Source organism: Nitratireductor thuwali (assembly GCF_036621415.1).
Taxonomy (GTDB): Bacteria; Pseudomonadota; Alphaproteobacteria; order Rhizobiales; family Rhizobiaceae; genus Chelativorans; species Chelativorans thuwali.
This window is the reverse complement of record NZ_CP030941.1, coordinates 3776164-3801545: the sequence shown is the minus strand read 5'-3', so window position 1 is coordinate 3801545 and position 25382 is coordinate 3776164. Positions and strand designations below refer to the sequence as shown.

Genomic DNA, 25382 nt, shown 5'->3' with positions numbered 1-25382 from the left:
CGCCCCTCAACAAAGATCAGTTCGGCGCGCGCAGCGGCGACAGGCGGATTTCGACGCGACGGTTCTGCGCTCGGCCTTCGGGTGTCGCGTTGGAGGCAATGGGCTGGGCCTCGCCGACGCCGATGACGGCAAAGCGCTCACCCGATGTGCCCTGGGCGACCAGATAGTCGGCAACCGAGGCTGCCCGGCGTCTGGACAGATCCAGATTGTACTGGTCGGAGCCGGTCGAATCGGTATGTCCGTACACGTCGACGAGGGTCCGGTTGTACTCCTTCAAAACCAGCGCGACAGAATTGAGCGTCGGATAGAAGGCCGGCTGAATGGAGGCCGAATCGGTGGTGAAGGTGATGTTCGACGGCATGTTCAGGATGATGTAGTCGCCCTGTCGCGTCACGCTGACGCCGGTGCCCTGGAGCTGGCCGCGCAGCTGGGCTTCCTGCTGATCCATATAAGCACCGATGGAGCCGCCGGCCAGTGCCCCGATGCCGGCGCCGATCAAGGCGTTGCGGCGGTCGTCGCCGCCGGCCAGGAGGCCGACGCCGGCCCCCGCGAGCGCCCCCAGCGCCGCGCCGCCGGCCGTATTCGAGATTTTCTGCTGCCCCGTATAGGGATCGGTCGAGGTGACACAGCCGGCAGCAAATCCGGCAATGACGGTGACCGCAACAATCTTCTTCAACATGAAATCCTATCCTCTCCTGAAAGCCGGCGATCCGGCAGCGTGTTCTTCATCGCCCCTGCGAGCCTTCTATAGCATCAACCCAAGAATCGGAATCGATATCGGAAAACAGCGTACATGAATTCAAAGGCTTACAGTACCATGCGATAGCCAAGGCGCGCAGCGTTCCGATACAATTGCGGCGAAAAAAGGCAGGCCTTACTCGCCGCGGTAAAGCAGCCAGTTCTTCGTCAGCTTTCCCTGTGAAATCTTGGAGAAGCGGGTGAGACGGTCCCGGCCGCCGACCTTGGAGGCGTAGAGGGCCCGGTCGGCCTTGGCATACAGATCGTCGCCGTCGGCCGCGTCAGAGGCCATGCACATGCCCATCGAAATGCTGATGGGGCCGAAATTGTTCGAGGACGGACCGATCACGAACTCCGCCTCGGCGATGGCCGTGCGAACGGCGTCGGCGGTATTGAAGGTCACATCCTCCGACAGGCCGTCGAAGACGATGGCAAACTCCTCGCCGCCCGTGCGGGCGCAGAAACCGTTGGAGCCACTCTTGGCCTGGATGATCTGCGCCACCATCTGCAATATCCGGTCGCCGACCGGATGGCCGTACCGGTCGTTGAAGGCCTTGAAGCCGTCTATGTCGGCAAGGACCAGCGAATGGAACATCACCGAGCGTTCATCGGAAAAAATTTCCGCCAGCTTGCGGTCAAAGGCACGCCGGTTCCAGATCCGGGTCAGCGGATCTGTGTCGGCCAGCTTCTTGTACTGCTCGAGCTTGGACTTTACCTTTTCCAGCTCGTCGGATTTTTCGGCCATCGCCTTGCTGATCTGCCGGCTCTGATCCAGCGTGGTCTGAGTAGCGGTCGCCATGATGCCGATGACCCTCTGCAGCAGATCGCGCGATAGGGTCTGGCGGCTGTCCAGCCCACCCGAGGTCTGGCCGAGAATGAGCTCGAACTTCTCGAGAGAATTGCGCTCGCGGCCCAGGAGCGCGAGGATTTCCTCCGCCCGGACGGTGATCTGTTCCTGCGCATTCTCGACGATTGCGTGACGGCTGCTTTGGGCGAAATACTTTTGTGAAACCGCGTCGAGCGCCGCTTGTGCGGGGCGGGCGCCGAGGGTGGCGAACTCATCGCACAATTCGCGGTTCGAGCCGGTCATCACCTCATAGAACAACTCGTAATTGCGCGGAAGTCCAACCACTCCCATCTTGCGCATCGACGCCGCAATAGAGGCTGCGATGTCCGGCTTGCCCTCCTGCACGCTCGCGGTCTGCAACATGCGCCCCATCACCCTCCGCTCGAACTGCCAACGTTGCCGTGGCGCGATATCATGCATCGAAGCGGCCGCCGGTCCCCTCGGCAGCCCTTATCCGATCGTTCGAAAGGAAACAATAGTGTAGGCAAGCTAACGCAGGGTTAACTACACCGATACCGTACCGGGACGCCCTGGCCGGGCGCGACGGCAGGTTTGTTTCCACCCGTCTACGGCGCGTCCCAACGGGGCGAGAAACCATAGTCGCAAATCCGGCGGTTCGCCCGGGTCAGCGCACCTATGGCCGCCATTTCATCGTCGCTCAGGGCGAAGTCGAATATCGCAGCGTTTTCAGCCAGGCGCTCGGCCCTGGCGGTGCGTGGAATGACCCCGACCGCCTCCTGCTGAACGTGCCAGCGCAGCACGATCTGGGCCGGCGATCTGGCGTGTGCCCTGGCAGCCTCCACGATCGCCGGTTCGCCAAAGAGGCTCCCTCCACGCGCGAGCGGGCAGTAGGAGATCATGGCCATGCCGTGGCTGCGGCAGGCGTGGAGCACCTTTTCCTGGCTGAGATACGGATGATACTCGACCTGGTCGGCGACCAGGGGCGCGGCGGAAAAGGCGGCGGCCTGGCCAAGCAGGCCGGTCGGGAAATTGGAAACACCGATATGGCGGGTCAATCCCGATCGGCGCGCCTCATTGAGAGCGTCGATGCTGTGCGGCAGGGGAATGGCGGGATTGGGCCAGTGGATCAACAGCAGGTCCACATAGTCCAGGTTCAGCCTTTCGAGGCTGTGGCGGGCCGACCGCAGCAGATCCTCGAGAGCAAGATCGGTCCACCAGACCTTTGTGGTGACGAAGAGATCGGCGCGTCCTGCCCCGGAAAGCCCAATGGCACGGCCAACCTCCCGCTCGTTGTCATACATGGCAGCGGTGTCGATGTGCGTATAGCCGATGTCGATCGCGCGACGCACCAGGTCCATGCATTGGGCGCCGGTCAAGGTCCAGGTGCCAAGACCAAGGGCCGGTATGCGGGCGCCGTTTGCCTCGATGAACTTCATGACGTCTTCCTTGTCCTTGAACGCTATGGCGAATAACAGTTGAACCATGTTGTCGGCGCGGCGTGACCGTCAATGCCGCCGGCGACGATGAATCTGGTGCAGACCCGGGGGCCAAGGATTGCAAAACGCAGGCGAGCAGCACAGGCGTATTGAACTGATCGACGCCGTGCGCGGCCTCGCCCTGGTGGCAATGGCCGTCTATCACTTCACCTGGGACCTCGAATTCTTCGGTTACCTGGAACCCTTCACCTCGGTGACGGGCGGATGGAAGATTTTCGCGCGCTGCATAGCCAGTTCCTTCCTCTTCCTGGTGGGGGTGAGCCTCGTCCTGGCACATGCCCGCTCGTTCAGGGCGGGCCCCTTCGCCAAACGCCTTGCCGCAATCGTGGCGGCGGCGGCGGCCATCACACTGGTGACATGGTGGCTGATGCCGGAACAGTTCATCTTTTTCGGCATATTGCATCACATCGCGGTGGCCAGCGTGCTCGGGCTCCTGCTCCTTCGCCTTCCCGCCATGCTCCTGGCGGCGCTGGCCGTGCTCGTGGTCGCAGCCCCGCATCTCATAAGCTGGCCGTTTCTCGACCACCCAGCCCTGTGGTGGACCGGACTGTCGCAGAATGTGCCGGCCTCCAACGACTACATTCCGATTTTTCCCTGGTTCGGGGCCGTCCTATCCGGGATGGCCGCGGCCAAGGTGGCCCGATCAACGGGGCTCACCGCGCGCATGGCCGCATGGCGGCCGGCATCGCGCATACCGGTGCTCGGATGGGCCGGGCGGCACAGTCTCGCCTTCTACCTTCTTCATCAGCCGGTGCTGATTTCCTGCGTCTGGATCATCGCACAGCTCTATCCGCCGTCAGTGGATACAGCCGGCATCGAGGCGGGCTTCATGCGCATGTGCACGAACCAGTGCGCGCAAAGCCGCGAACAGGCGCTGTGCGCGTCCTATTGCGGATGCATCGTCGAGGAAGCCCGGGCAAGCGGACGGACACAGGTGCTGGCGCGCGGAGCCGAGGACGATGAGGCAACGCAGTGGGTGCAGGACACCATCTCGTTCTGCGCCGGAAATGACAGCGAATAGGCTTGCGAAGCGGCTGCGGCGCGCGCAATCATCGCAGGTAGTGGACCGCATTGTGGAGGAAGCCATGGCCGACACGCCCGACGCACCGCCCAGCCGCCTGCCCTGGCCGCCCATCATCTACCTGACGGCCATCTTTCTCGCGGTCATCGCCGGTTTCCTCATTCCCCTGCCCTGGTTCGCTCGTCCCTTTTCCGACATTCTGTTCGCGACGGGATGGCTCATGGTGGCGGCGGGGATAGCCATCGACATCGCCGCCATCCGCGCGATGCGCAGGGCCGGGACCACCGTGATGCCAAACCGGGCATCGGAGCATCTGGTGACGCGGGGGCCATTCGCCTTCAGCCGCAACCCGCTTTACCTCAGCAACACGATGATCACATTCGCCATTGGCCTGATCACGGGCAATGCGTGGTTCATCCCGTTCGGCTTCGCGGCCGCCTTCGCGACGCGCAAGCTGGCCATAGAGCCGGAAGAGCGGCATCTGGCTCTGCGCTTTGGCAAGCATTATCGGGATTACCAGAAAAAGGTCCGGCGCTGGTTCTAGAGCGCCGTGCGTCCTTTCGGGCGCACGGCGCTCTAACAGTTTGAATCTACGCATCGTGCTTTCCGAAAATCGGTTCCGATTTTCGGGCCGATGCTGTAGGGCCGGGGCCTACAGATCCTGCTCGGGCACTTTTCGGATCAGGCTCAAAGGTTGTCGGGAATTCAGGTTTTCACGCCGAGTTCGGCCAGGCGCTCGACGCAGGCTTCTTCAGCCTGATCAAGTTCGGCAAGCGTGTCTTCCAGGTCGCGGCGCTTCTGGCGCAGACTGGAGCGCTTTTCCTCGATGCGGGCTATCATGAGCTGCAATTGACCGACCTCGCCGGGCGGGGCCTTGTAGACGCTGATGATCTCGCGGATCTCGGAAATGGAAAAGCCGATCCGGCGGCCCCGCAATATCTGGCGCACGAGATGCCGGTCCGAGGGACGGTAGAGGCGGGTCCGGCCCTTGCGTATGGGATGGATCAGCCCCTCATCCTCATAGAACCGCAAGGTGCGCGTGGAAATGCCGAATTCACGGGTCAGTTCCGTAATCGTATAATATTCCCGCATAGGCCCCGCTCTCGTTATATTTTCGGCGACTGTGTCACCTGATTTACGTAAAAGTCAATTCACCCGCCACGTTGGCGCATAATCCCCGCTCTCGGCGCATAGGCAGGGCCCCGAGCGGCAACGGCTACAGCATTCCTGGTGAAATTGGAAATGGCCCGTGCCCGATTCGCGGCTCCAGGATTAGCGCGCCGACACGCCTGACACTGCGAACCTGAACCAGGGTCAGGACCGGCCAATAAAACAATCCGGCTGGCCCTACGCCACCCATGCGTGGTCAAGCTACCCCTCAGTGATCGAAGACGCATCGGCGTGATATTCCACCCCGCGCGGGAGGAGAGCCTGGAATGCATAGTGGCGGCGCAGCCCTGCCCGATTCAGAGCGCCTCGACAGCACTCAATCCTGGGTGCGGCTGGCGCTCTGCATTCTGCTGGGGACCATCGGCAGTGTCGCGCTGTGGGCCTATATCGTCGTGCTGCCGCGCGTGCAGGCCGACTTCGGCGTCGACCGGGCGGCGGCCTCCCTACCCTACACGACCGTGATGATGGGGTTCGCCTTGGGCAACGTCGTGATCGGCCGCTATGCGGATCGCATCGGCGTCGCCCTGCCGGTGGCGATTGCCGGCACGATGCTGGGGCTCGGCTATATCCTTTCCTCGTTTTCCCAGACCATATGGCAGTTCGCGCTCGCCCAGGGCCTTCTGGTGGGCGTCGGCGCCTCGGCCACCTTCGGGCCACTGATTGCCGACATCTCGCACTGGTTCAAGAAGCGGCGCGGCATCGCCGTGGCGGCGGTCGCGAGCGGCAACTACGTGGCCGGAGTGGTCTGGCCGACCGTTATCAAGCTCCTCCTGGCGGGAACAGGATGGCGGCTGACCTTCCTGTGGATCGGCATTTTCTGCATCCTCTCACTGGTGCCGCTGTCGCTGCTTTTGAGAACGCGGCCGCCCAGCGGCGTCGATCCTGCCCCACCTGCCGCAACTCTGTCCGGCGCGCCGCGCCGCACCCAACCATTTTCGCCCAACGCATTGCAGGCGCTGCTGATCGTCGCGGGGCTCGGCTGTTGTGTGGCCATGTCCATGCCGCAGGTTCACATCGTGGCTTATTGCGTGGACCTTGGCTACGGCATCGCGCGAGGGGCCGAGATGCTGTCGCTGATGCTGGCCGGCGGCATCGTCAGCCGTCTCGCCTCGGGCTTTCTCGCGGACCATATCGGCGGCGTGCGGACCCTCATCATCGGCTCGGTGATGCAGTGCCTGGCGCTTGTTCTTTATATTCCCTTCGACGGGCTCGCCTCGCTCTATATCGTGTCGCTGGTCTTCGGCCTGTCTCAGGGCGGCATCGTGCCTTCCTATGCGATCATCGTGCGCGAGTATCTGCCGGCGCGGGAGGCAGGACAACGGGTCGGCATCGTCATCATGGCGACCATCGTCGGCATGGCATTGGGCGGTTGGATGTCGGGGTGGATCTATGACATGACCGGCTCCTACGGTGCCGCGTTCCTCAACGGCATCGGCTGGAACCTCCTGAACATCTCGGTAATGGTGCTGATCCTTTTGCGCGGCAGGCGGGTTCGCGAAGCGACCGCCTGAGCGTTCAAAGGAGCCCGAACCACCAGGTGGCCAGGCCGAGAAAGGCGAAGAAGCCGACGACGTCGGTCACCGCCGTCACAAAGACGGCCGAAGCGACGGCCGGGTCGGCGCCCACCTTGTCGAGCAGCAATGGAATGAGGATGCCGCCGGCGGCGGCAACGAACATGTTGATGACCATCGCCGCAGCGATAATGCCGCCGAGATTGGGATCCTGGAACCAGAAGCCGGCGACCAGGCCGATCAGCGTGGCGAAAATGGCGCCGTTGAGCAGCCCGACGCCCATTTCACGGCGGATGATGCGGCCGGCATTGTAGATGTCGAGGTCGCGGGTGGCGAGCGCGCGCACGGTAACCGTCATGGTCTGCGATCCGGCATTGCCGCCCATGCCGGCGACGATCGGCATCAGCACGGCGAGCGCCACGATCTGCTCGATCGTCGCGTCGAAGAGGCCGATGACGGAGGCCGCGAGAAAAGCAGTGACCAGGTTGACCAGTAGCCAGGGCACACGCGACCTGGCGGCGATCATGACGGTGTCGGACAGTTCCTCGTCGCCGACGCCGCCCATGCGCAGCAAATCCTCCTCCGCCTCCTGCTGAATGACGTCGACCACGTCGTCGATGGTCAGGACGCCGACCAGCCGCTCGTTCTCGTCGACCACGGCAGCCGACAGGAGATCGTACTGCTCGAAGATCTGCGCCGCCTCTTCCTGGTCCATCGTGGCGGGGATGGCGTGACGCGTCTCGCGCATCACGTCCTCGACCTTCACGTTGCGCTTGCTGCGCAGGATCCGGTCGAGATCGACCGTGCCGACGAGGCGGAAGGTGGGATCGACGACGAAGACCTGGGAGAAGCTGTCCGGCAGGTTCTTGTCCTCGCGCATGTAGTCGATGGTCTGGCCCACGGTCCAGAACGGCGGCACGGCGACGAACTCCGTCTGCATGCGCCGGCCGGCCGTCTCTTCGGGGTAGCCCAGCGACCGGCGCAGCCGGATCCGCTCGGTGAAGGGCAGTTCCGACAGGATCTCGTCCTGGTCGGCCGGGTCGAGATCCTCGAGGATGTAAACGGCATCGTCCGAATCGAGTTGCTGGACCGCCTGCGCGATCTGGGCGTTCGGCAGGCTGCCCACGATATCGAGCCTGATCGCCTCGTCGACTTCGGTAAGGGCGGTGAAGTCGAACTCGTCCCCCATGAGCTCGACCAGCGAGCGGCGCTGTTCGGGCATCAGGGCGTGGAGCAGGTCGCCGATTTCCGACTGGTGCAGCCTGCCCACATCGCTTTTCAGGGTGAGCGTATCGCGGTCCGCTATGGCGGCGCCGATATGGGCGAGGAATGCCGAAGAAACAACGCCGGCATCGCCGTAGACGCCATTGTCCGATGCCTCCGCCTTGCCATGTTCCTCGTCGTGGTGCTCGGTTTCGTTCAACGGCAAGCTTCCTTCATTTCCGCCGACACGTTCGCCGGCGCCGACGCTGCGCGCAACCGGCCCTGCGAAGCTGTAGCGCGACCGTCCTCCAATGACAAAGCCGGCCTGCACACAATCACAACATGTTTCACCGCCACGGGCCGCCTACAGCATCGGCCCGAAAATCGGAATCGATTTATCGGAAGGCACGATGCGTCGATTCAAAGGCGTCAAAGCGCCGTTCGTGCGTCCAAATGGACGCACGGGGCTCTTGTGATCCGGTAGAGATATAGGTCAGCGAAAACAATGCGGCACGGCCTGGAAGGCCGCTGCGCATAGGCCGCTTCTTCAGACGGTTTTCCTGGTCTGGCGCCGCTACGCCAGCCCGTATTGCGCGTGTGAAAGAGCCGTGACGATGCCTCGCAGTTCCGCGAGCCCCTTGAGACGGCCGATCGCCGGGTAGCCCGGCTGCGCCCGGCGCTTCAAATCGTCGAGGATATCCTGTCCGTGATCCGGCCGGAACGGAATGGAATGATCGGCCCTGCCGGCGATCCGGCGCCTTGCTTCCTCCTTCAGCGCCTCGCCGACGAGCGCCACCATATCGGTGCCGCCGCCCAGATGCTCCGCTTCATGAAAGGAACCAACCAGAGCATCCGTCTCGCGCGTGACGTTACGCAGATGCAGGAAATGCACGCGATCGCCCAGCCGGCGCATCATGCCCGGCAGATCGTTGTCTGGCCGCGCGCCAAGGGAACCGGAACATAAGGTTATGCCGTTTGCCGGCAGATCGACCGCCTGCAGGACGGCGGCGTAGTCTGCCTCGGTTGACATGATGCGCGGCAGGCCGAGCAAAGGGAAAGGCGGATCGTCGGGATGGCAGCACAGGCGGATGCCGACTTCTTCGGCCACCGGCACCACCTGCTCCAGGAAGGCGATGAAGTGGCTCCGAAGCTGGGCGGGGGAGATGCCGCCGTATTCGGCAAGATGCGCCCGAAGTCCTTCCAATGTCAGATGTTCGGCAGCGCCGGGAAGACCGAAGGCGATGTTGCGCGCAAGCGCCTGCTTCCGTTCGGCGTCCATGCCTGCGAAGCGACGGGCTGCCTCATCCGCAACCCCGTCAGGAAAGTCCTGCCGTGCGCCGCTGCGCTGCAGAATGTAGATATCGAAAGCGGCGAAGTCGACGAAATCGAAGCGCATGCATGTCCCGCCATGGGGCAGCCGCCACGCAAGATCCGTTCGCGTCCAGTCCAGCACCGGCATGAAATTGTAGCACACGACTTCGATGCCTGCCGCGGCAAGGTTGCGCAGGCTCTTGCCGTAGTTTTCGATATGCGCGCGCCAGTCGCCCTTCTGCCTCTTGATATCTTCGGAGACGGGCAGGCTCTCCACCACTTCCCAAGCCAGTTCCGAAGGCCGGCCGTCCGACATGAGGCCGATCTCGCGCTGGCGCCGCGAAATCTCGTCTGGGAGCCAGACAGCACCGGTCGGCACATGATGCAGCGCCGAAACGACGCCCTCCACGCCCGCCTGCCGCATCTCATCCACCGAGACGAGATCCTTAGGTCCGAACCAGCGCCACGTCTGCCTCATGGTTTCCCTTTCCGTGCTTACACCCGCCAAGCGGCCTGCCCTATCGCGCGCGTATTGGCAACCGCTAACCGCTACAGGGCCCTCCGCACGGGCCCCGCGGAGCGGACTGATAGCAAGAAGACTGGCTGTTGACTAGTATGCAAGTATGGAGATAAGACAGGCGAAAGGAGCCAAAAGGCTATGGACCTGCAGCTGCGTGCGGAATGGACCCTGGAGCATGGCGTGCCCATTGGGCCGCAGCTCTATCGCATCCTGCGCGAGCGCATCATCAGCGCCGATCTGGCCCCCGGCAGCCTGATATCCGAATCCGAGATCGCCAAGGGCTATGCGCTGAGCAGGCAGCCGGTGCGCGAAGCCTTCATCAAGCTTGCCGAAGACGGCCTGGTGGAAATCCGCCCGCAACGCGGCACGCTGGTGCGAAAAATATCCCCGGCCGCCGTGATGGACGCGCGTTTCGTGCGCGAGGCGATCGAGGCGGACATCGTCAAGCTGGTCGCCGAGCGCGTGGACGAGGCGTTGATGGCGGAACTGCACGACCAGTTGATGCGCCAGGAGAAGCTTCCGGACAGCCATGCGCACCAGTTCATCGAGCTCGACGAGCGCTTTCACCGCACGCTCGCCGACGCGGCGGGCAAATCCTATGCCTGGAAGGTGATCGAGGAAGTGAAAGCGCAGATGGACCGCGTGCGCTATCTGAGCGCGCTTCACTTCCCCAAGCGCGAGCTCGTCCTTCAGCACCGCGAGATCGTGACGGCCATCGGCGCGCGCGATGCCGAGGGCGCCGCCCGTGCCATGCGCGCGCATCTGCGAAAGATCCTGACCGATCTGCCAGCCATCGCCGGCACCCGCCCCGATCTCTTCGAGACGGCGGACTGAGCGCAACGACCCAAAGCAACCAAAACGGAGGAAAACAGATGAAAGCCATTGCAAGAACGCTGATCGCCGGCCTCGCCGGCGTGCTGGTTACCGGCACAGCCTTGGCGCAGGAGATGACGCTGAAGCTCGGCCATCTCGCCAATGAGGAAAACACATGGCACAAGGCCGCCGTGAAATTCGGCGAGGAGCTTTCGGCGCTGACGGACGGCCGCATCGCCGTCGAGGTCTACCCCAACGAGTCGCTCGGCAAGGAAATGGATCTCATCAACGGCATGCAGCTCGGAACAGCCGACATGACCATTACCGGGGAAAGCCTGCAGAACTGGGCACCCATGGCGGCGCTGCTGGCCGTTCCCTACGCCTATAAGAGCCTTGAACACATGGACGAGGTCGCTAGCGGGGAAATCGGCGATCAGATCGAGGCGCAGATCATCGAGAAGGCGCAGATCCGCCCGATCGCCTATTTCGCCCGCGGACCGCGCAACCTGACCTCCAACCGGCCGATCACCTCGCCGGACGAGCTCAATGGGCTCAAGCTGCGGGTGCCTAACGTGCCGCTCTTCGTCGACGTTTGGGGCGCCCTCGGCGCCCAACCGACGCCGATGGCCTTTTCCGAAGTCTTCACCTCGCTGCAGAACGGCACCATCGACGGCCAGGAAAACCCGCTGGCGCTCATCTACTCGGCCAATTTCTACGAGGTGCAGAGCCATGTGAACCTGACGGAGCACGTACGGTCCTGGATCTATCTCACCATCTCCGAGATGACCTGGAACAAGCTTTCCGACGAGGACAAGGAAGCCGTGATGGAAGCGGCCAGCCGTGCGCAGGAATATGAGCGCGAGCTGTTCCTGGAAGACGAGCAGCGCCTGGCCAATGTGCTCAAGGAAAAGGGCATGACCTTCGTCGAGGTGGATACCGACGCCTTTGCATCGAAGGCGAAGGACGCCGTGCTGGCAAACGTCAATGACGAAATCCGCCCGATCGTCGAGCGGCTCTTCGCCGACTGATCCAAAGAGCCCTGGGGCGGCGCGGGTCGACCCCCGCGCCGCCCCGGGCCACAACACCCTTTTTCAAAGCGGAGCCAGCCATGTGGAAGCAGCTCTATAGCGGTCTGATCGCGCTTTTCCAGGTTGCAGTGGGGCTGGCCTTCGCGGTGCTGATCTTCGCGGTTCTGGTTCAGGTTCTTGGGCGCTCCGTTTTCAACAGCTCCCCCGTCTGGACGGAGGAACTGACGCGCTTTGCGCTTCTATACCTCACAGCTTTCGGCGTCGGCCTTTCCTATCGCACCGGCGATCTCGTCAATGTCGATATCATCAGCGAAACGCTGCCGGGCCGCCTGCCGTTCATCCTGCGGCTGATTTCGGCATTGGCCACCGTTGGGCTGTGCGCGGCGCTCATCCTCCCCTCCTGGCGCTTCACGATGATCGGCAGCCTGCAGACCTCGCCTGCGCTGGGCTGGAAAATGACCTTTATCCACGCCAGCGTGCTGGTGCTCATCGCGTCCCTCCTGCTCTTCGCGCTCATTCGGGGCCTTGCGATGCTGTCGGGCCGCAGCGACGGGCGCCCAGTCTTCAACCCGGATTTGCCGCAATGAACCTTGCCATCCTGATCGGCGTCTTCGTCGGCGGGCTTGCCGCCGGCATTCCCGTCGCAGTCACCCTCGGGCTTGCCTCGATGTGCTACCTCCTGGCTGCCGGCATACCGCTCGTGGTCATGCCGCAAAAGATGTATGCCGGCATCGATGTGTTCGTGCTGCTGTCGATCCCCGGCTTCATCCTCGCCGGCAATCTGATGAACCATGGTGGCATCACCGAACGCATCATCCGCTTCGCCAATGCGCTGGTGGGTTGGATGCGCGGCGGGCTCGGTCTTTCCAACGTGGCCGGCTCCATGCTGTTCGGCGGCATCTCCGGCACGGCGGTGGCCGACGCCGCATCGATCGGCGGCGTGATGATTCCGGGCATGAAGAAGGCCGGCTACCCGGCCGACTTCTCAGCCGCCGTCACCGCCGCCTCCTCCACGGTCGGTCCCATGATCCCGCCCAGCGTGCCGATGATCATCGTCGGCTCGCTGTCGGGCATCTCGGTCGGCCGCATGTTCATCGCCGGCGCCGTGCCGGGCATTCTCCTCGGCCTGGCCATGATGGTCACGACCTACATCATCGCCACGCGCCGCAACTTTCCGCGCCAGCCCTGGCAGGGTGTGGGCGAACTCGGCCGGTCCTTCATGGGCGCCTTCTGGGCGCTCGCCATGACGGCGCTGATCGTCGGTGGGCTGCTTTCGGGCATGATGACGCCGACGGAGACGGCTGTGGTGGCGAGCGTCTACGCCTTCATCGTGGGCGCCTTCATCTACCGCGAGCTGTCCCTCAAGGCGGTGCCGAAGGTGCTGGTCGACAGCGCCGTCTCCTCCGCCGCAATCCTGGCGCTGGTGGGCTTTGCCAATGTGTTCGGCTGGATTCTGGTCTCCGAGCGCATTCCGCAGACGGTGGCGGCGGCCGTGCTCTCGGTGACCGACAACAAGTTCCTCGTCATCCTGCTCATCAACCTCTTCCTGCTCTTCATCGGCATGTTCATGGAGACGATCGCCGCGCTCATCGTGCTTTTCGTGCCCCTGTTGGCCCTTGCCCAGAGCGTCGGGATAGACCCCTTGCACTTCGCCACCTTCGCGGTGCTGAACCTGATGATCGGTCTCACCACGCCACCCGTCGGCGTGTGCCTGTTCGTATGCGCGGGCATTGCCCGGCTGCCGCTGGCGCCGGTGGTGCGAGCGATCACGCCGTTTCTGCTGACCAACGTCCTGGTTCTGCTGCTGGTCTCCTATTACCCGCCGCTGGCGACCTGGCTTCCCTCCCTTCTGTTCGACTGAGGTTACTGCGATGGAAACGCGCGTCTGCCGCCTCTATGGCCCGCATGACATCCGCATCGAGCGCCAGCCCGTGGCGGAGCCCCGCGCGGGCGAAGTGCTGGTGCGCGTCGGCGCCGGCGGCATCTGCGGCTCGGATCTCCACTACTATCACGATGGCGGGTTCGGGCCGATCCGCGTGCGCGAACCGATCATTCTGGGTCACGAAGTGGCCGGCACCATCGAGGCCGTGGGCGAAGGCGTCGACGGCCTCTTGGCGGGTGATCGCGTGGCGCTCAATCCGAGCCGACCGTGCAACGAATGCCGCTATTGCCGGCAGGGCCTGCGCCAGCATTGCCTGAACATGCGCTTCTACGGCTCCGCACTGCGCTTTCCCCACGAGCAAGGCGGCTTTCGCGACCTGATCGTGGCGGATGCCTTTCAGTGCGAAAAGGTCGGCCACGGAACGAGTCTGGCGGAGGCCGCCGCCGCGGAGCCACTGGCGGTGTGCCTGCATGCGCTGAACCGGGCTGGCGAGGTCAAGGGAAAGCGTGTTCTGGTGACAGGCGCCGGCCCCATCGGCGCGCTGACGACGGCGGCCTGCGCCCTTGCGGGCGCGGATGAAATCGTTGTCACCGATCTGCAGGACGCGGCGCTGGCCGTGGCGCGCGCCATGGGCGCAACGAGCACGGTGAACGCGGCAACCGAGCCGCAGGCGCTCGATCCCTATTGCGAGGCCAAGGGGACCTTCGACCTTGCCTTCGAATGCTCCGCCGCCGCCCCGGCCCTCAAATCGGCGATCCAGGCCGTGCGCCCGCAGGGCACCATTGTGCAGCTCGGCGTGACCGGCGAATTGCCGATCCCGCTCAACATGCTGGTCGGCAAGGAGATCAATCTCGTCGGCTCGCACCGGTTCGACGCGGAATTTGCGGAGGCCGTGCGTCTCATCGACCGCCGCGCGGTCGACGTCCGCCCGATCATCACAGGCAGCTATCCCCTCGAAGAGGCCGAGGATGCATTCGAGCGCGCCGGCGACCGCAGCCAGGCTGTGAAGATACAGCTTACCTTCTCCGAATCCTGAACCTCCGGACGGGTCCATATCGCGCGCGCCGCTGCTGTATGCCATCATCGCCCTCAGGCTGCGATGACAGTCCCGGCATCTTGTGCTGCAAGTAGTGATGATGCGGAGGCTGGGGGCGCTGTTCGGCTGGGCCGGCGGCACCGATTGGATGCGCCGGCTGGCGACAAGGGCCGTCCCGGAAAGGATCGCAAGCGCTCAGCCCGCACCTTCGGTCGTCGAAAATCCGGAAACGATCAATGATCCTAATGTCTTGAAGAGCGATTGGTGCGGTCGAGAAGACTCGAACTTCCACGGGTTGCCCCACAGCGACCTCAACGCTGCGCGTCTACCAATTCCGCCACGACCGCACGCAACGAAAGGCCGGTTCGCACCGGCCACGGCGCATGTAGCAAATAGCCCTCGGTGAAACAAGCCTGTGAAGCACCGAAATGCGCGAATCTTTGGCGGCTTGCGGCCCGGTTGGAGAAACAGGTGGCTGGACGTTGCGGGGCTTGTGGAGTCATAAGATGTATCGTCGGAGCAGGAGCGCTTGATGAGCGAACGCATAGCCAAGGCCGGAGCCTTTTTTCCGGCAGAGCCAGGCCCCGCCGTGGAATGGCGCATTGAGCCCGGCCTCACGCCCTATGACAAGGCCGTCCGGTTCATGGAAGAGCGGGCGGAGGCCATCCGTGCCGGCGAAGCCGGCGAGTTGATCTGGCTGGTCGAGCATGAGCCGCTCTATACGGCAGGCACCAGCGCGAAGGCGGACGGCATCATCGACGCCCAGCGCTTTCCCGTGCACCATGTGGGCCGCGGCGGCGAATACACCTATCACGGACCGGGCCAGCGCGTGGCCTATGTGATGCTGGACCTGAAGCGGCGGCGGGAGGACGTGCGCGCCTTCGTGGCCGCGCTGGAGGAATGGATCATCCGCAGCCTGGCCCATTTCAACGTCACCGCCGAGCGGCGGGCGGACCGGGTGGGCGTGTGGGTGGCACGGCCCGACAAGCCGCCCCTGCCCGACGGCAGCCCGATGGAGGACAAGATCGCCGCCATCGGCATCAGGCTGCGCCGCTGGGTGAGCTTCCATGGCATCGCCGTGAATGTGGAGCCGGATCTTTCGCATTTCTCCGGCATCGTGCCCTGCGGCATTGCCGGCTACGGCGTGACCAGCCTGGTCGATCTTGGCCTGCCTGTAACGATGGCGGACTTCGACCTGGCGCTGCAAAGGGCGTTCGAGGATATATTCGGGCCGGCCGAAAGGTTGCCGGGTCAGATGTCCATCGCCGCCGAGTGACTTTTCGGGCGGGGGCGCATCGAGGAGTGGGATATGACAGTCTTGAAGGGATTGGGCATCTGGGCTTTGGCGGCGGCGCTTGTCTGGGCCGCGCCCGCGACGGCGCAGCAGGCGGCCGACGCCGTCGCGCCCGAAATCGCCAGCGGCGTCGAAGCCAGGGTGGTGGTGAAGGCCGGGCGCCAGATGGTCGCAGCGGCCAATCCGCTGGCGGCCGAGGCCGGCCTGGAAATGCTGCGGGCCGGGGGGAGCGCTGCCGATGCGCTTGTCGCCGTGCAGACGGTGCTCGGCCTCGTCGAGCCGCAATCCTCGGGCATCGGCGGCGGCGCGTTCCTGGTCTGGTACGACGCCGAAAGTGGCGAGGTCACCACGTTCGACGGGCGCGAAACCGCGCCCATGGCGGCCACGCCGGAACTCTTCCTCGACGAAAAGGGCGAGCCCCTCGCCTTCTTCGACGCCGTGATCGGCGGCCGTTCGGTCGGTACGCCGGGGGTCGTCCGGCTCATGGAGAAGGTGCAGAAGGCCCATGGAAAACTCAACTGGGCGCAAACCCTGCAGCCGGCCATCGGCCTGGCAAAACAGGGCTTTGAAGTTTCGCCGCGGCTCAACGCCCTTCTGGCCGAGGATCGGGGCAAGCTGAACGAGGAAGCCGCCGCGCGGGCCTATTTCTACAACGCGGAAGGCGAGCCGCTGCCGGTCGGAACGCTTTTGAAGAACCCGGAATACGCAAAGACGCTGACGATGCTCGCCGATGAGGGCGCAGATGCCTTCTACGAGGGCGCGATCGCCGAGGCCATCGTCGAGGCCGTAAAGGCCCATGAAGAAAATCCGGGACTTCTCGATATGAACGACCTGGCGGCCTATGAAGCGAAGGAGCGTCCGGCCGTGTGCCAGCCCTATCGCGGCTACGAGGTGTGCGGCATGGGGCCGCCCTCCTCGGGAGCGCTGACGGTCGGCCAGATACTTGGCATGGTCTCGCATTTCGACCTTGGCGCATCTGGGGGCGCGCTCGGGCCGGACGACCCGCAATCCTGGCGCATCATCGGCGATGCGACCCGCCTCGCCTTCGCCGACCGCGGCCTCTACATGGCCGACAGCGATTTCGTCGACATGCCGAAAGGGCTCCTCAACGAGGCCTATCTCGCCGAACGCGCGGCTCTCATCCGGCGCGACACCGCGCTTGGCGAGGACGAGGTGAAGCCGGGGACGCCGCCCTGGGATGAAGCCGAACTGCGGCTTCCGGGCATCGAGTTGGAGCAGCCATCGACCTCGCACTTCGTGATCGTCGATGCCGACGGCAATGTCGCATCGATGACGACGTCCATCGAGAACGCTTTCGGTTCACGGCAGATGGCAGCAGGCTTCCTGCTGAACAACCAGCTTACCGATTTCTCCTTCCGGCCGACAAGCGACGGCCAGGCCGTCGCAAATCGCGTAGAGCCGGGCAAGCGCCCGCGCTCGTCCATGTCGCCGACCATAATCCTAAAGGATGGCAAGCCGGCCTATGCGCTAGGCTCGCCGGGCGGCAGCAACATCATTCCCTATGTCGCCAAGACGGTCATTGCGCTGGTCGACTGGGAGATGGACATCCAGGAAGCCATATCCTTGCCCAACCTTACCAACAGGTTCGGTCGCTACGATTTGGAGGCCGGCACCGGTGCGGAAACGCTGGCGGAGGACCTTTCAGCCCTGGGCTTCAACGTCAACATCACAGACCTCACCTCCGGCATTCACGGGGTGGCCTTCATGCCGGAAGGCCTAGAAGGCGGCGCGGACCCGCGCCGGGAAGGCGTTGCCGTCGGCGACTGATGCACCCGCCTCCGATATGTGCAAAGGGCCGCCTCGCGCGGCCCTTATTACTTCAGAGCGCGCCGATCCAGGTAGCGGCAACGACGATGAAGGAGCTCACAGCAACCAGCGAAACAACGTCCTGAACCAGATCGGCCATATCCACTCTCCTGTGCATAAGCAGCATTAAATCTTGATATGATCCTTTTATGTTCTATTTTTGTTCGCGTCAATCGCCGCATTTGAGACAGACGGTGTCTCCTGACATTTTCGGTTAATGGAAGGTATATTGGCGGAACTGGGTTTCCGGAGAAGCCGGGGATGCAGCGATCGGCATCGTGGCAGACAGCTATAGCGTTTTATGGCCGGGAGAATTACTTGGCTCCGGCGCGTCGTGCTTTCCGAGAGCTATTCCGATCTTCAACCGGAGTTGTAGCGACCGCAGCGAGACGCGGGGGCAAGCGACGCGGCGGGTTCAGGCCATTGCCACGACCTTGCCACCTTCCAGCGTCACACGCCGGTCCATGCGGGCGGCGAGGCTTTCATTGTGGGTGGCGATGAGGGCGGCGAGGCCGGACTGGCGCACCAGCGCTTCCAGCGCCTCGAACACATAGCTGGCGGTGACCGGATCGAGATTGCCGGTAGGCTCGTCTGCCAGGAGCACGAGCGGCGCGTTGGCCACGGCACGAGCGATCGCCACGCGCTGCTGCTCGCCGCCGGAAAGCTCGGCCGGCCGGTGATGCACCCTCTCGCCAATCTTCATATAGTCGAGCAGTTGCGCCGCGCGGTCTCGCGCCTCCTTGCGGTCGAGACCGGAGATGAGCTGCGGCATCATCACGTTTTCCAGCGCCGTAAATTCCGGCAGGAGATGGTGGAATTGGTAGACGAAACCGATCTCGCCGCGGCGGATGGCCGTGCGGCTGTCGTCGGAGAGGCCGTTGCAGGGCCGGCCATTGACGATGACGTCGCCCGCGTCAGGGTGCTCGAGGAGGCCTGCAATATGCAGCAGCGTCGATTTGCCGGTGCCCGACGGCGCCACCAGCGCGACCATCTCGCCCGATTGCAGCGCAAAATCGGCGCCGTCGAGAATGGTCAGCGTCTTGGTGCCCTGGATGAAGCGCCGCTCGACCGCTTTCAGTTCAAGAACGTTGGCGGCCATCATTCGTATCTCAGGGCTTCGACGGGATCGAGGCGCGAGGCGCGCCAGGCGGGAAAGAGCGTCGCCAGGAAGGAGAGAACCAGCGCCATGAGCACCACCGAGACGGTCTCGCCGCTGTCCATGTCGGCGGGCAGCGTCGACAGGAAATAGACCTCCGGATCGAAGATGACGGTGCCTGACAGCCAGGTGAAGAACTGGCGGATGGATTCCACGTTCAGGCAGAGCAGCGTGCCGAGAACGAAGCCGGCAAGCGTTCCGGCCACGCCGATGGTGGCGCCCGCCATCAGAAAGATGCGCATGATGCCGCCGCTGGTCGCGCCCATCGTGCGCAGGATGGCGATATCGTGGCCCTTGTCCTTCACCAGCATGATCATGCCCGAGATGATATTGAGCGCGGCCACCAGAACGATCATGGTCAGGATCATGAACATCACGTTGCGCTCGACCTCCAAGGCCGAAAAGAAGGTCTGGTTGCGCTGGCGCCAGTCGGTGATCTGCACCGGTCGCTGCGCCGCCTCCTCGATGAGCGGGCGCAACGCGCCTACGGCATCGGGGTCGCTCACGAAGAGCTCGATATACTGAACGATGCCCTCGGTATTCGTGTAGAGCTGGGCTTCCTCAAGCGGCATGAAGACGATCGACGAATCGTATTCCGACATGCCCACCTCGAAGATGGCCGACACCGGGTAGGCCTTGACCCTTGGCGTCGTTCCGAAGGGCGTAACGTCGCCTTCCGGCGAGACGAGGGTGATGTTGTCGCCGATCGTCAGCCCGAGATTTTGCGCCAGCCGCGATCCCACCGCCACGCCTTCGCCTGCGGCAAAGCCCACGAGAGAGCCGTGGCGGACGTTTGCGGAGACGAGGTCCATCCGGGTCAGGTCTTCAGGGCGCATGCCGCGCACGAGCGCGCCGGTGCCACTGCCGCTGCGGCCGGAAGCCAGCACCTGCGCCTGAATGAGCGGAGCGGCCAGCGTCACGCCCTCCACATTGGCGAGCCGCTCGGCGATCGCGTCATAGTCGCTCAGCGGCATGTCGATCGGCTGCACCACCAGATGGCCGTTGACACCTAGAATACGGGTAAGAAGCTCGGCGCGGAAACCGTTCATCACCGCCATCACCACGATCAGCGTGGCCACGCCCAGCATGATCCCGACGAAGGAGATCGATGCGATGACGGACACGACGGCCTCTTTTCGCCGTGAACGCAGATAACGCCAGGCGACCAGCCGCTCGAAATGGGAGAACGGCCCCGCCCCTTCGGGCCGCGCGGGCACCACGTCGCTGGACGCGCTCATGGGCGGCCGCCGAAACGCTGGACGAGCGCTGCGATCGGCATGGTCTCCCGCTCGCCGGTCGCACGGTTCTTTACCTCAACCTCGCCGGCAGCGACGCCGCGCGGCCCCACGATCACCTGCCAGGGCAGGCCGATGAGATCGGCCGTCGCGAACTTGCCGCCGGCGCGCTGGTCGGTGTCGTCGTAAAGCACGTCGCGGCCCGCCGCCGTCAGCGCCGTGTAAAGCTCTTCACAAACCCGATCGCATTCACCGTCGCCAGCCTTCATGTTGATAAGCGCGATGTCGAAAGGCGCCACCGATTCGGGCCAGATGATGCCGTGCTCATCGTGGCTCGCCTCGATGATGGCCGCCAACAGCCGGCTGGGGCCGATGCCGTAGGACCCCATGGAAACAAGGTGCTCCTTGCCGTCGGGCCCGGTGACGCTGGCATTCATCGGCTTGGAATATTTGGTGCCGAAGTGGAAAATATGGCCGACCTCGATGCCGCGGGCCGAGACCTTCTCATCGTCGGCGACGGCGCCCCATGCTGCCTCGTCATGCATCTCGTCCGTCGCTGCATAGGGCGTCGTCCAGGTCTTCACGATGCCGGCGATCTCCTCGTCATTGCCGAAATCGACGTCGGCGCCCGGCACCTGAAGCTGGAGGAAGTCGCGATGACAGAAGACTTCGCTTTCCCCGGTCGAGGCCAGGATGATGAACTCATGGCTGAGATCGCCGCCGATGGGGCCGGTGTCGGCGCGCATGGGGATCGCTTGCAGGCCCATGCGGGAAAAGGTGCGCAGATAGGCGACGAACATGCGGTTGTAGGCCGCCTTGGCTCCCTCGAAATCGAGGTCGAAGGAATAGGCATCCTTCATCAGAAATTCGCGCGAACGCATCACGCCGAAGCGCGGGCGCACCTCGTCGCGGAACTTCCACTGGATGTGATAGAGGTTGAGCGGCAGGTCCTTGTAGGATTTGACATAGGCGCGGAAGATGTCCGTCACCATCTCCTCATTGGTCGGGCCGTAAAGCATGGCGCGCTCGTGGCGGTCGGTGATGCGCAGCATCTCCTTGCCGTAATCGTCGTAGCGTCCGCTTTCCATCCACAGATCGGCCGACTGGATGGTGGGCATGAGGATCTCGTGCGCGCCGGCCCGGTTCTGCTCCTCGCGGACGATTCGGTTGACCTTGTCGAGCACGCGCTTGCCAAGCGGCAGCCAGGAAAAGCTGCCCGCCGCCTGCTGCCGGATCATGCCGGCCCTCAGCATCAGCCGGTGAGAGACGATCTCGGCCTCACGAGGATTTTCCTTCAAGATCGGCAGAAAGTAGCGCGACAGTCGCATGAACATATCCGTGAGAGAAAAGGAAAGTGGAATCAGCACCACTCATGCATATGATCGGGCTTCTTAGCCATTTCGTGACCGAATGAAAACCCGGCGCTAAGGCCGGCCTCCGGCCGCCCTCCCCGCCGCCGCTCACGAACCGGGCGCTTTCGGTAACATATTTGATTTGACGCAAAATTTTTCGTGACATCCCGATGAAGTTTAGTCTAATGTGCCCATCACAAAACAAGAGGGCGAAGTTCAATTCGTTCTCATTACGCGGTCAAAAGTCTTGGGAGGATACGGTCCTGGCGCGGGCACTCGCCGCCGCCGTAAAACGTACGGAAACGGATCGGACGCGTTTAGTTGCAAGGCCTGGTGCCTTGCATTTTTTTTGGATGAAACATCAATGAGCGGGCTCAGTAGAACTCCGGCGCGAAACGCGGGATGTCATCAAAGCCGTAGCCGAGAACGCGCGTCAGAATGTAGAATGCCGCGAAAACCATCAGCGTGAGAATGGTGGTGCGGATGAGGGCTTTCAGCATATGAGAGCCGCGCGGCGCACTCTCGGGGGTGCCCGGCACGACCTTGCCATCTTCATCCTGCGTGCGCAGGCCGACCGGCAGCGACACGAACAGCATGACCCACCAGATGACGATGAAAACGGCCGCCAGCGATATCCAGTTCATTGCGCCTTCCCAGCCCTGCATTTCGGCGGCGCGTGCCGCCGATCTCCCGGATCGGTTCGCCGTTTCACCGACCTGATCTAACCGCTTCATTCTAGGCAATCCGGACGGAGAACCGGCTTCCCAGGTATTGCTCTACAGCAGCGGCCCGAAAATCGGAATCGATGTTCGGAAAGCACGATGCGTAGATTCACAAAGTGCTAGAGCGTCCCTTGTGCGTCCAAGTCTAAATGGATGCACGGAACTCTAGGACGCCTTATAGGCCGAATGGCGGCAGATTTCAGGCCCCTGCCCGCGCGGCGTGAGGTCACACCTGCTCGAGCTCGACCAGCGTTCCGGCAAAATCCTTTGGGTGCAGGAAAAGCACCGGCTTGCCGTGCGCGCCGATCTTCGGTTCTCCGTCGCCCACAACCCGGGCGCCCGCCGCCTTCAGCCGGTCGCGCGCGGCCAGAATATCGTTCACCTCATAGCATATGTGGTGAATGCCGCCGGAAGGGCTCTTTTCGAGAAATGCCGCGATGGGCGATGCCTCGCCGAGCGGCTCCAGCAGTTCCACCTTGGCATTTGGAAGCTCAACGAAGACGACGGTGACACCATGCTCGGGCAGGGCCTGCGGCTGCGAGACCGCAGCGCCCAGCGTGTCGCGATAGATCGCCGTGGCGGCCGCCAGGTCCGGGACGGCGATTGCGACATGGTTGAGCCTGCCAAGCATTGGTGTTTCCCCTACTGGGTCACGAAGACGGTGACGACGGGCTTCTTGCCCCAGGCGCTGTTGGCGGCGGCGCGTACGGCGCGGCGCACGGCTTCGGCAACCAGATCGAGGTCCTTGCGGCGCTGGCGCGGGATGCTGCGGAAGGCCTCCACCGCCGCGGCGATCATGATATCCTCCATCAAACTGCCCCGCGCGTCGAACTCGGGCACGCCGAGTGCGATCAGGTCCGGATCGCCCTCAAGATCGTTCCGGTCGTCGAGCACGACGTTCACCGCGACGTGACCGGCGAAGGAAAGCTTGCGACGTTCGACCACGCCGATTTCCTTGTCGTCGCCGACGATCTTGCCGTCGCGGAAAATGCGGCCGAAGGCCACCTGGTCGACGATCTCCGGCACGCCGGGAGCCAGACGCAGCATGTCGCCGTTGCGGATCTGAGCCACGTCCGGGATGCCGGCCATTGCCCCCAACGAGCCGTGGGCGACGAGGTGCGCCGCCTCGCCATGGACGGGAACCAGCACCAGCGGGCGCACCCACTCATACATCTTCTTGAGTTCGCTGCGGCGCGGATGACCGGAGACATGAACCAGCGCGTCCGTATCTTCGATGATCTCGATGCCCTGCTCGATGAGCAGGTTCCTGGTCTCCAGGATGGCTTTCTCGTTGCCGGGAATGACGCGCGAGGAATAGACGACCGTGTCGCCCGGCGACAGGGCTACGTTGCGCATCTCGTCGCGGGCGAGCTTGGCGAGTGCGGCACGCGGCTCGCCCTGGCTGCCGGTGCACAGGATCACAGCATTCTCGCGCGGGATATAACCGAAATCGTCCTCAGGAAGGAAAGGCGGCAGGCCTTCCAGATAGCCGAGCTCGGTCGCCACGTCGATGACGCGCTTGAGGGAGCGGCCAAGCACCACCACCTGCCGGCCGGCGTCGCGGGCGGCCTCGGCGACGGAGCGGATGCGCCCGACATTGGAGGAAAACGTCGTGACGGCGACGCGGCCGCTGGCCTTTTCGATGACGCCTCTCAGCCCCTCGCCCACCGCCTCTTCGGAGGGCGATTCTCCCTCCCGCATGGCGTTGGTGGAGTCGCAGACCAGAGCCAGCACCCCCGCATCGCCCACGGCGCGGAAGCGGGTCTCGTCGGTGATCGGACCGAGGGACGGGGCAGGATCGATCTTCCAGTCGCCGGTGTGCACGACCGTCCCCAATGGCGAGGTGATGGCCAGCGACACGGGCTCGGGAATCGAGTGGGTGACGGCGATCGCCTCTATGGAGAAAGGCCCGACATTGAAAGTGTCGCCGGGCTTGAAGATCGTCACCGGAATGTCGGGGGCGTTGTGCTCCCCCTGGCGCTTGGATTCCAGGAGACCGGCCGAGAAAGGCGTCATCCACACATCGACCTTGAGGCGTGGCCAAAGGTCCAGGAGGGCGCCATAATGGTCTTCATGGGCATGGGTGATGACGATGCCCTTGAGATTGTCGATCTGCTCTTCCAGAAAGCTGATATCGGGCAGGACCAGATCGACGCCGGGCAGATCCGGCCCCGGAAACGTAACGCCGCAATCGACAACGATCCACTGGCGCTTGCGCGGCGGGCCATAGCCGTAAAGGCCCAGATTCATTCCAATCTCGCCAACCCCACCCAAGGGGCAGAACACCAGCTCAGCTTTATCGCCTGCCACGTCGTCTCCTATAGAATCTGTAGCCAGGCGATATCACCTGACGTCCGCACGGATGCGGAAAACAAGAAGGTAGAGCGTTGCCATCCAGCGCCCGAATGGACGCACGGCGCTCCGTGATTTTCAAGCGCGCACCGACGCCACGGCGCCGAAATGCACGTCGCCGGCGGCTATGTAGAACCGCGAGCCGTCTTCCTCGCGAATGACGAAACGGCACGCCTCGTCAATCGTTTCAAATATGCCTCTTACCACGCGGCCCTCCGCCTGGACCGAAACTTCCGAGCCAAGGCCCGCCGCCTGCCCCAGCCAGCGGTCGCGGATTGCGGCCTTGCCGCCCGGGCCGCGCCAGCGGGCATAGTTCTCCACCCAGGCGTCGCTAAGCGCCAGGAACAGCCGTGTCGCGTCCTCGCCCGCGCCGAGCGCCTTCAGCGAGGTCGCCGGATAGGGAAGCCCCTCGGGATGAGCCACCACATTGACGCCGATGCCGATCGCCAACGCCAGCCGGTCCGGGCCGAGGAGCGAAGATTCAAGCAGGATGCCGGCGAGCTTTGCGCCATCCGCAAGGATGTCGTTCGGCCATTTCAATGCGAAGCGGCCCGATCCCTGCGCCATGTCGCCGCTATCGATCCCGACCTTGAGGGCCGATCGCGGAACCACTGCCGACAGAGCGTCGGACAGGGAAAGACCGGCTACAAAGCCAAGCATCGCCGCGTCGTTGACGGACATGCCTTCCGACAGAAGCAGCGTCGCCGCCAGATTGCCATGGGGCGTCGCCCAGTCGCGGCCGCGCCTTCCACGGCCGCTCGTCTGCTGCAGCGCCGTGATCCACAGCCTGCCCGGATCGCCCTGCCCCGCCCGCTCCAGCGCGAGGGCATTGGTGGAGCCGACACTGTCATGCGCTTCCAGCCGGTACCCGGCCGCCTCAGCCGAAGGGGCGAGGGTGAACATCGCG

At 63.8% G+C, this 25382-nt stretch carries 23 protein-coding genes and 1 tRNA gene; 10 read left to right on the top strand and 14 right to left on the bottom strand.

Going from position 1 to position 25382, the window contains the following annotated elements; genetic code table 11:
* Positions 1-16: 16 nt before the first annotated feature.
* The 3 genes from NTH_RS18410 to NTH_RS18400 all read right to left on the bottom strand — a co-directional run bounded on the left by NTH_RS18410 (position 17) and on the right by NTH_RS18400 (position 2982).
* Positions 17-679 (bottom strand): OmpA family protein, encoded by a 663-nt coding sequence (locus tag NTH_RS18410; RefSeq protein WP_338531387.1) that lies wholly within the window; start codon positions 677-679, stop codon positions 17-19.
* A 195-nt stretch (positions 680-874) separates the two neighbouring features.
* Positions 875-1948 (bottom strand): GGDEF domain-containing protein, encoded by a 1074-nt coding sequence (locus tag NTH_RS18405; RefSeq protein WP_338531386.1) that lies wholly within the window; start codon positions 1946-1948, stop codon positions 875-877.
* Between the two features lie 203 nt (positions 1949-2151).
* Positions 2152-2982 (bottom strand): aldo/keto reductase, encoded by an 831-nt coding sequence (locus NTH_RS18400; protein WP_338531385.1) that lies wholly within the window; start codon positions 2980-2982, stop codon positions 2152-2154.
* Between the two features lie 118 nt (positions 2983-3100).
* Between NTH_RS18400 and NTH_RS18395 the strand changes: the two genes are divergently transcribed.
* Both NTH_RS18395 and NTH_RS18390 read left to right on the top strand, forming a co-directional pair.
* Positions 3101-4063, top strand: a complete 963-nt coding sequence (locus NTH_RS18395) for a heparan-alpha-glucosaminide N-acetyltransferase (RefSeq protein WP_338531384.1) — start codon at positions 3101-3103, stop codon at positions 4061-4063.
* A 64-nt stretch (positions 4064-4127) separates the two neighbouring features.
* On the top strand, positions 4128-4607 hold the full coding sequence (locus NTH_RS18390; protein ID WP_338531383.1) for a methyltransferase family protein: 480 nt from the start codon (positions 4128-4130) through the stop codon (positions 4605-4607).
* 161 nt (positions 4608-4768) lie between these two features.
* Here the strand turns inward: NTH_RS18390 and NTH_RS18385 are convergent, their stop codons facing one another.
* Entirely contained in the window at positions 4769-5155 is a 387-nt protein-coding gene (locus tag NTH_RS18385) for a MerR family transcriptional regulator (RefSeq protein ID WP_265519526.1), read from the bottom strand.
* A gap of 344 nt (positions 5156-5499) precedes the next feature.
* On the opposite strand from NTH_RS18385, the gene NTH_RS18380 reads away from it, so the two are divergent.
* Positions 5500-6744 (top strand): MFS transporter, encoded by a 1245-nt coding sequence (locus tag NTH_RS18380; RefSeq protein ID WP_338531382.1) that lies wholly within the window; start codon positions 5500-5502, stop codon positions 6742-6744.
* A gap of 4 nt (positions 6745-6748) precedes the next feature.
* Here NTH_RS18380 and mgtE read toward each other — a convergent pair whose 3' ends face one another.
* Positions 6749-8167, bottom strand: a complete 1419-nt coding sequence (gene mgtE / locus NTH_RS18375) for a magnesium transporter (protein ID WP_338531381.1) — start codon at positions 8165-8167, stop codon at positions 6749-6751.
* Between the two features lie 354 nt (positions 8168-8521).
* Positions 8522-9736, bottom strand: coding sequence for a mannonate dehydratase (uxuA, locus tag NTH_RS18370; protein ID WP_338531380.1), 1215 nt, complete (start codon positions 9734-9736; stop codon positions 8522-8524).
* 180 nt (positions 9737-9916) lie between these two features.
* Here uxuA and NTH_RS18365 point away from each other — a divergent pair, with 180 nt between their 5' ends.
* The 5 genes from NTH_RS18365 (at position 9917) to NTH_RS18345 (ending at position 14537) form a co-directional block, all read left to right on the top strand.
* Positions 9917-10612 carry a GntR family transcriptional regulator gene (locus NTH_RS18365; protein ID WP_338531379.1) on the top strand — a complete coding sequence of 232 codons (696 nt, stop codon included), beginning with the start codon at positions 9917-9919 and terminating at the stop codon, positions 10610-10612.
* A 38-nt stretch (positions 10613-10650) separates the two neighbouring features.
* A complete protein-coding gene (locus NTH_RS18360; protein ID WP_338531378.1) occupies positions 10651-11619 on the top strand; it encodes a TRAP transporter substrate-binding protein in 969 nt (322 codons plus the stop codon).
* Positions 11620-11699: 80 nt separating this feature from the next.
* Positions 11700-12206, top strand: coding sequence for a TRAP transporter small permease (locus NTH_RS18355; RefSeq protein ID WP_338531377.1), 507 nt, complete (start codon positions 11700-11702; stop codon positions 12204-12206).
* On the top strand, positions 12203-13480 hold the full coding sequence (locus NTH_RS18350) for a TRAP transporter large permease (RefSeq protein ID WP_265519381.1): 1278 nt from the start codon (positions 12203-12205) through the stop codon (positions 13478-13480). The genes NTH_RS18355 and NTH_RS18350 overlap by 4 nt, the downstream gene beginning before the upstream one ends.
* 10 nt (positions 13481-13490) lie before the next feature.
* Positions 13491-14537: an L-idonate 5-dehydrogenase gene (locus tag NTH_RS18345; RefSeq protein WP_338531376.1), complete on the top strand. Its 1047-nt coding sequence runs from the start codon at positions 13491-13493 to the stop codon at positions 14535-14537.
* Between the two features lie 262 nt (positions 14538-14799).
* Here NTH_RS18345 and NTH_RS18340 read toward each other — a convergent pair.
* Positions 14800-14884: transfer RNA gene (locus tag NTH_RS18340), tRNA-Leu, on the bottom strand.
* Positions 14885-15069: 185 nt separating this feature from the next.
* On the opposite strand from NTH_RS18340, the gene lipB reads away from it, so the two are divergent.
* Both lipB and ggt read left to right on the top strand, forming a co-directional pair.
* A complete protein-coding gene (lipB, locus tag NTH_RS18335; protein ID WP_338531375.1) occupies positions 15070-15813 on the top strand; it encodes a lipoyl(octanoyl) transferase LipB in 744 nt (247 codons plus the stop codon).
* Positions 15814-15846: 33 nt separating this feature from the next.
* Entirely contained in the window at positions 15847-17619 is a 1773-nt protein-coding gene (ggt, locus tag NTH_RS18330; protein ID WP_338531374.1) for a gamma-glutamyltransferase, read from the top strand.
* Between the two features lie 454 nt (positions 17620-18073).
* On the opposite strand, the gene NTH_RS18325 is transcribed toward ggt, so the two are convergent.
* The 7 genes from NTH_RS18325 to NTH_RS18295 all read right to left on the bottom strand — a co-directional run bounded on the left by NTH_RS18325 (position 18074) and on the right by NTH_RS18295 (position 25378).
* A complete protein-coding gene (locus NTH_RS18325) occupies positions 18074-18757 on the bottom strand; it encodes an ABC transporter ATP-binding protein (RefSeq protein ID WP_338531958.1) in 684 nt (227 codons plus the stop codon).
* A complete protein-coding gene (locus tag NTH_RS18320; RefSeq protein ID WP_338531373.1) occupies positions 18757-20052 on the bottom strand; it encodes a lipoprotein-releasing ABC transporter permease subunit in 1296 nt (431 codons plus the stop codon). Before NTH_RS18320 ends, NTH_RS18325 begins: the two co-directional genes overlap by 1 nt.
* The gene (gene proS, locus NTH_RS18315) at positions 20049-21377 is read right to left on the bottom strand and encodes a proline--tRNA ligase (RefSeq protein WP_338531372.1); all 1329 of its coding nucleotides are present in this window, start codon (positions 21375-21377) and stop codon (positions 20049-20051) included. The genes NTH_RS18320 and proS overlap by 4 nt, the downstream gene beginning before the upstream one ends.
* Before the next feature lie 398 nt (positions 21378-21775).
* On the bottom strand, positions 21776-22045 hold the full coding sequence (locus NTH_RS18310) for a DUF1467 family protein (protein ID WP_338531371.1): 270 nt from the start codon (positions 22043-22045) through the stop codon (positions 21776-21778).
* 304 nt (positions 22046-22349) lie between these two features.
* A complete protein-coding gene (gene mce, locus NTH_RS18305; protein WP_338531370.1) occupies positions 22350-22754 on the bottom strand; it encodes a methylmalonyl-CoA epimerase in 405 nt (134 codons plus the stop codon).
* An 11-nt stretch (positions 22755-22765) separates the two neighbouring features.
* Positions 22766-24373 (bottom strand): ribonuclease J, encoded by a 1608-nt coding sequence (locus NTH_RS18300; RefSeq protein ID WP_338531957.1) that lies wholly within the window; start codon positions 24371-24373, stop codon positions 22766-22768.
* 180 nt (positions 24374-24553) lie between these two features.
* Positions 24554-25378, bottom strand: coding sequence for a biotin--[acetyl-CoA-carboxylase] ligase (locus NTH_RS18295; protein ID WP_338531369.1), 825 nt, complete (start codon positions 25376-25378; stop codon positions 24554-24556).
* Between the last annotated feature and the right edge of the window lie 4 nt (positions 25379-25382).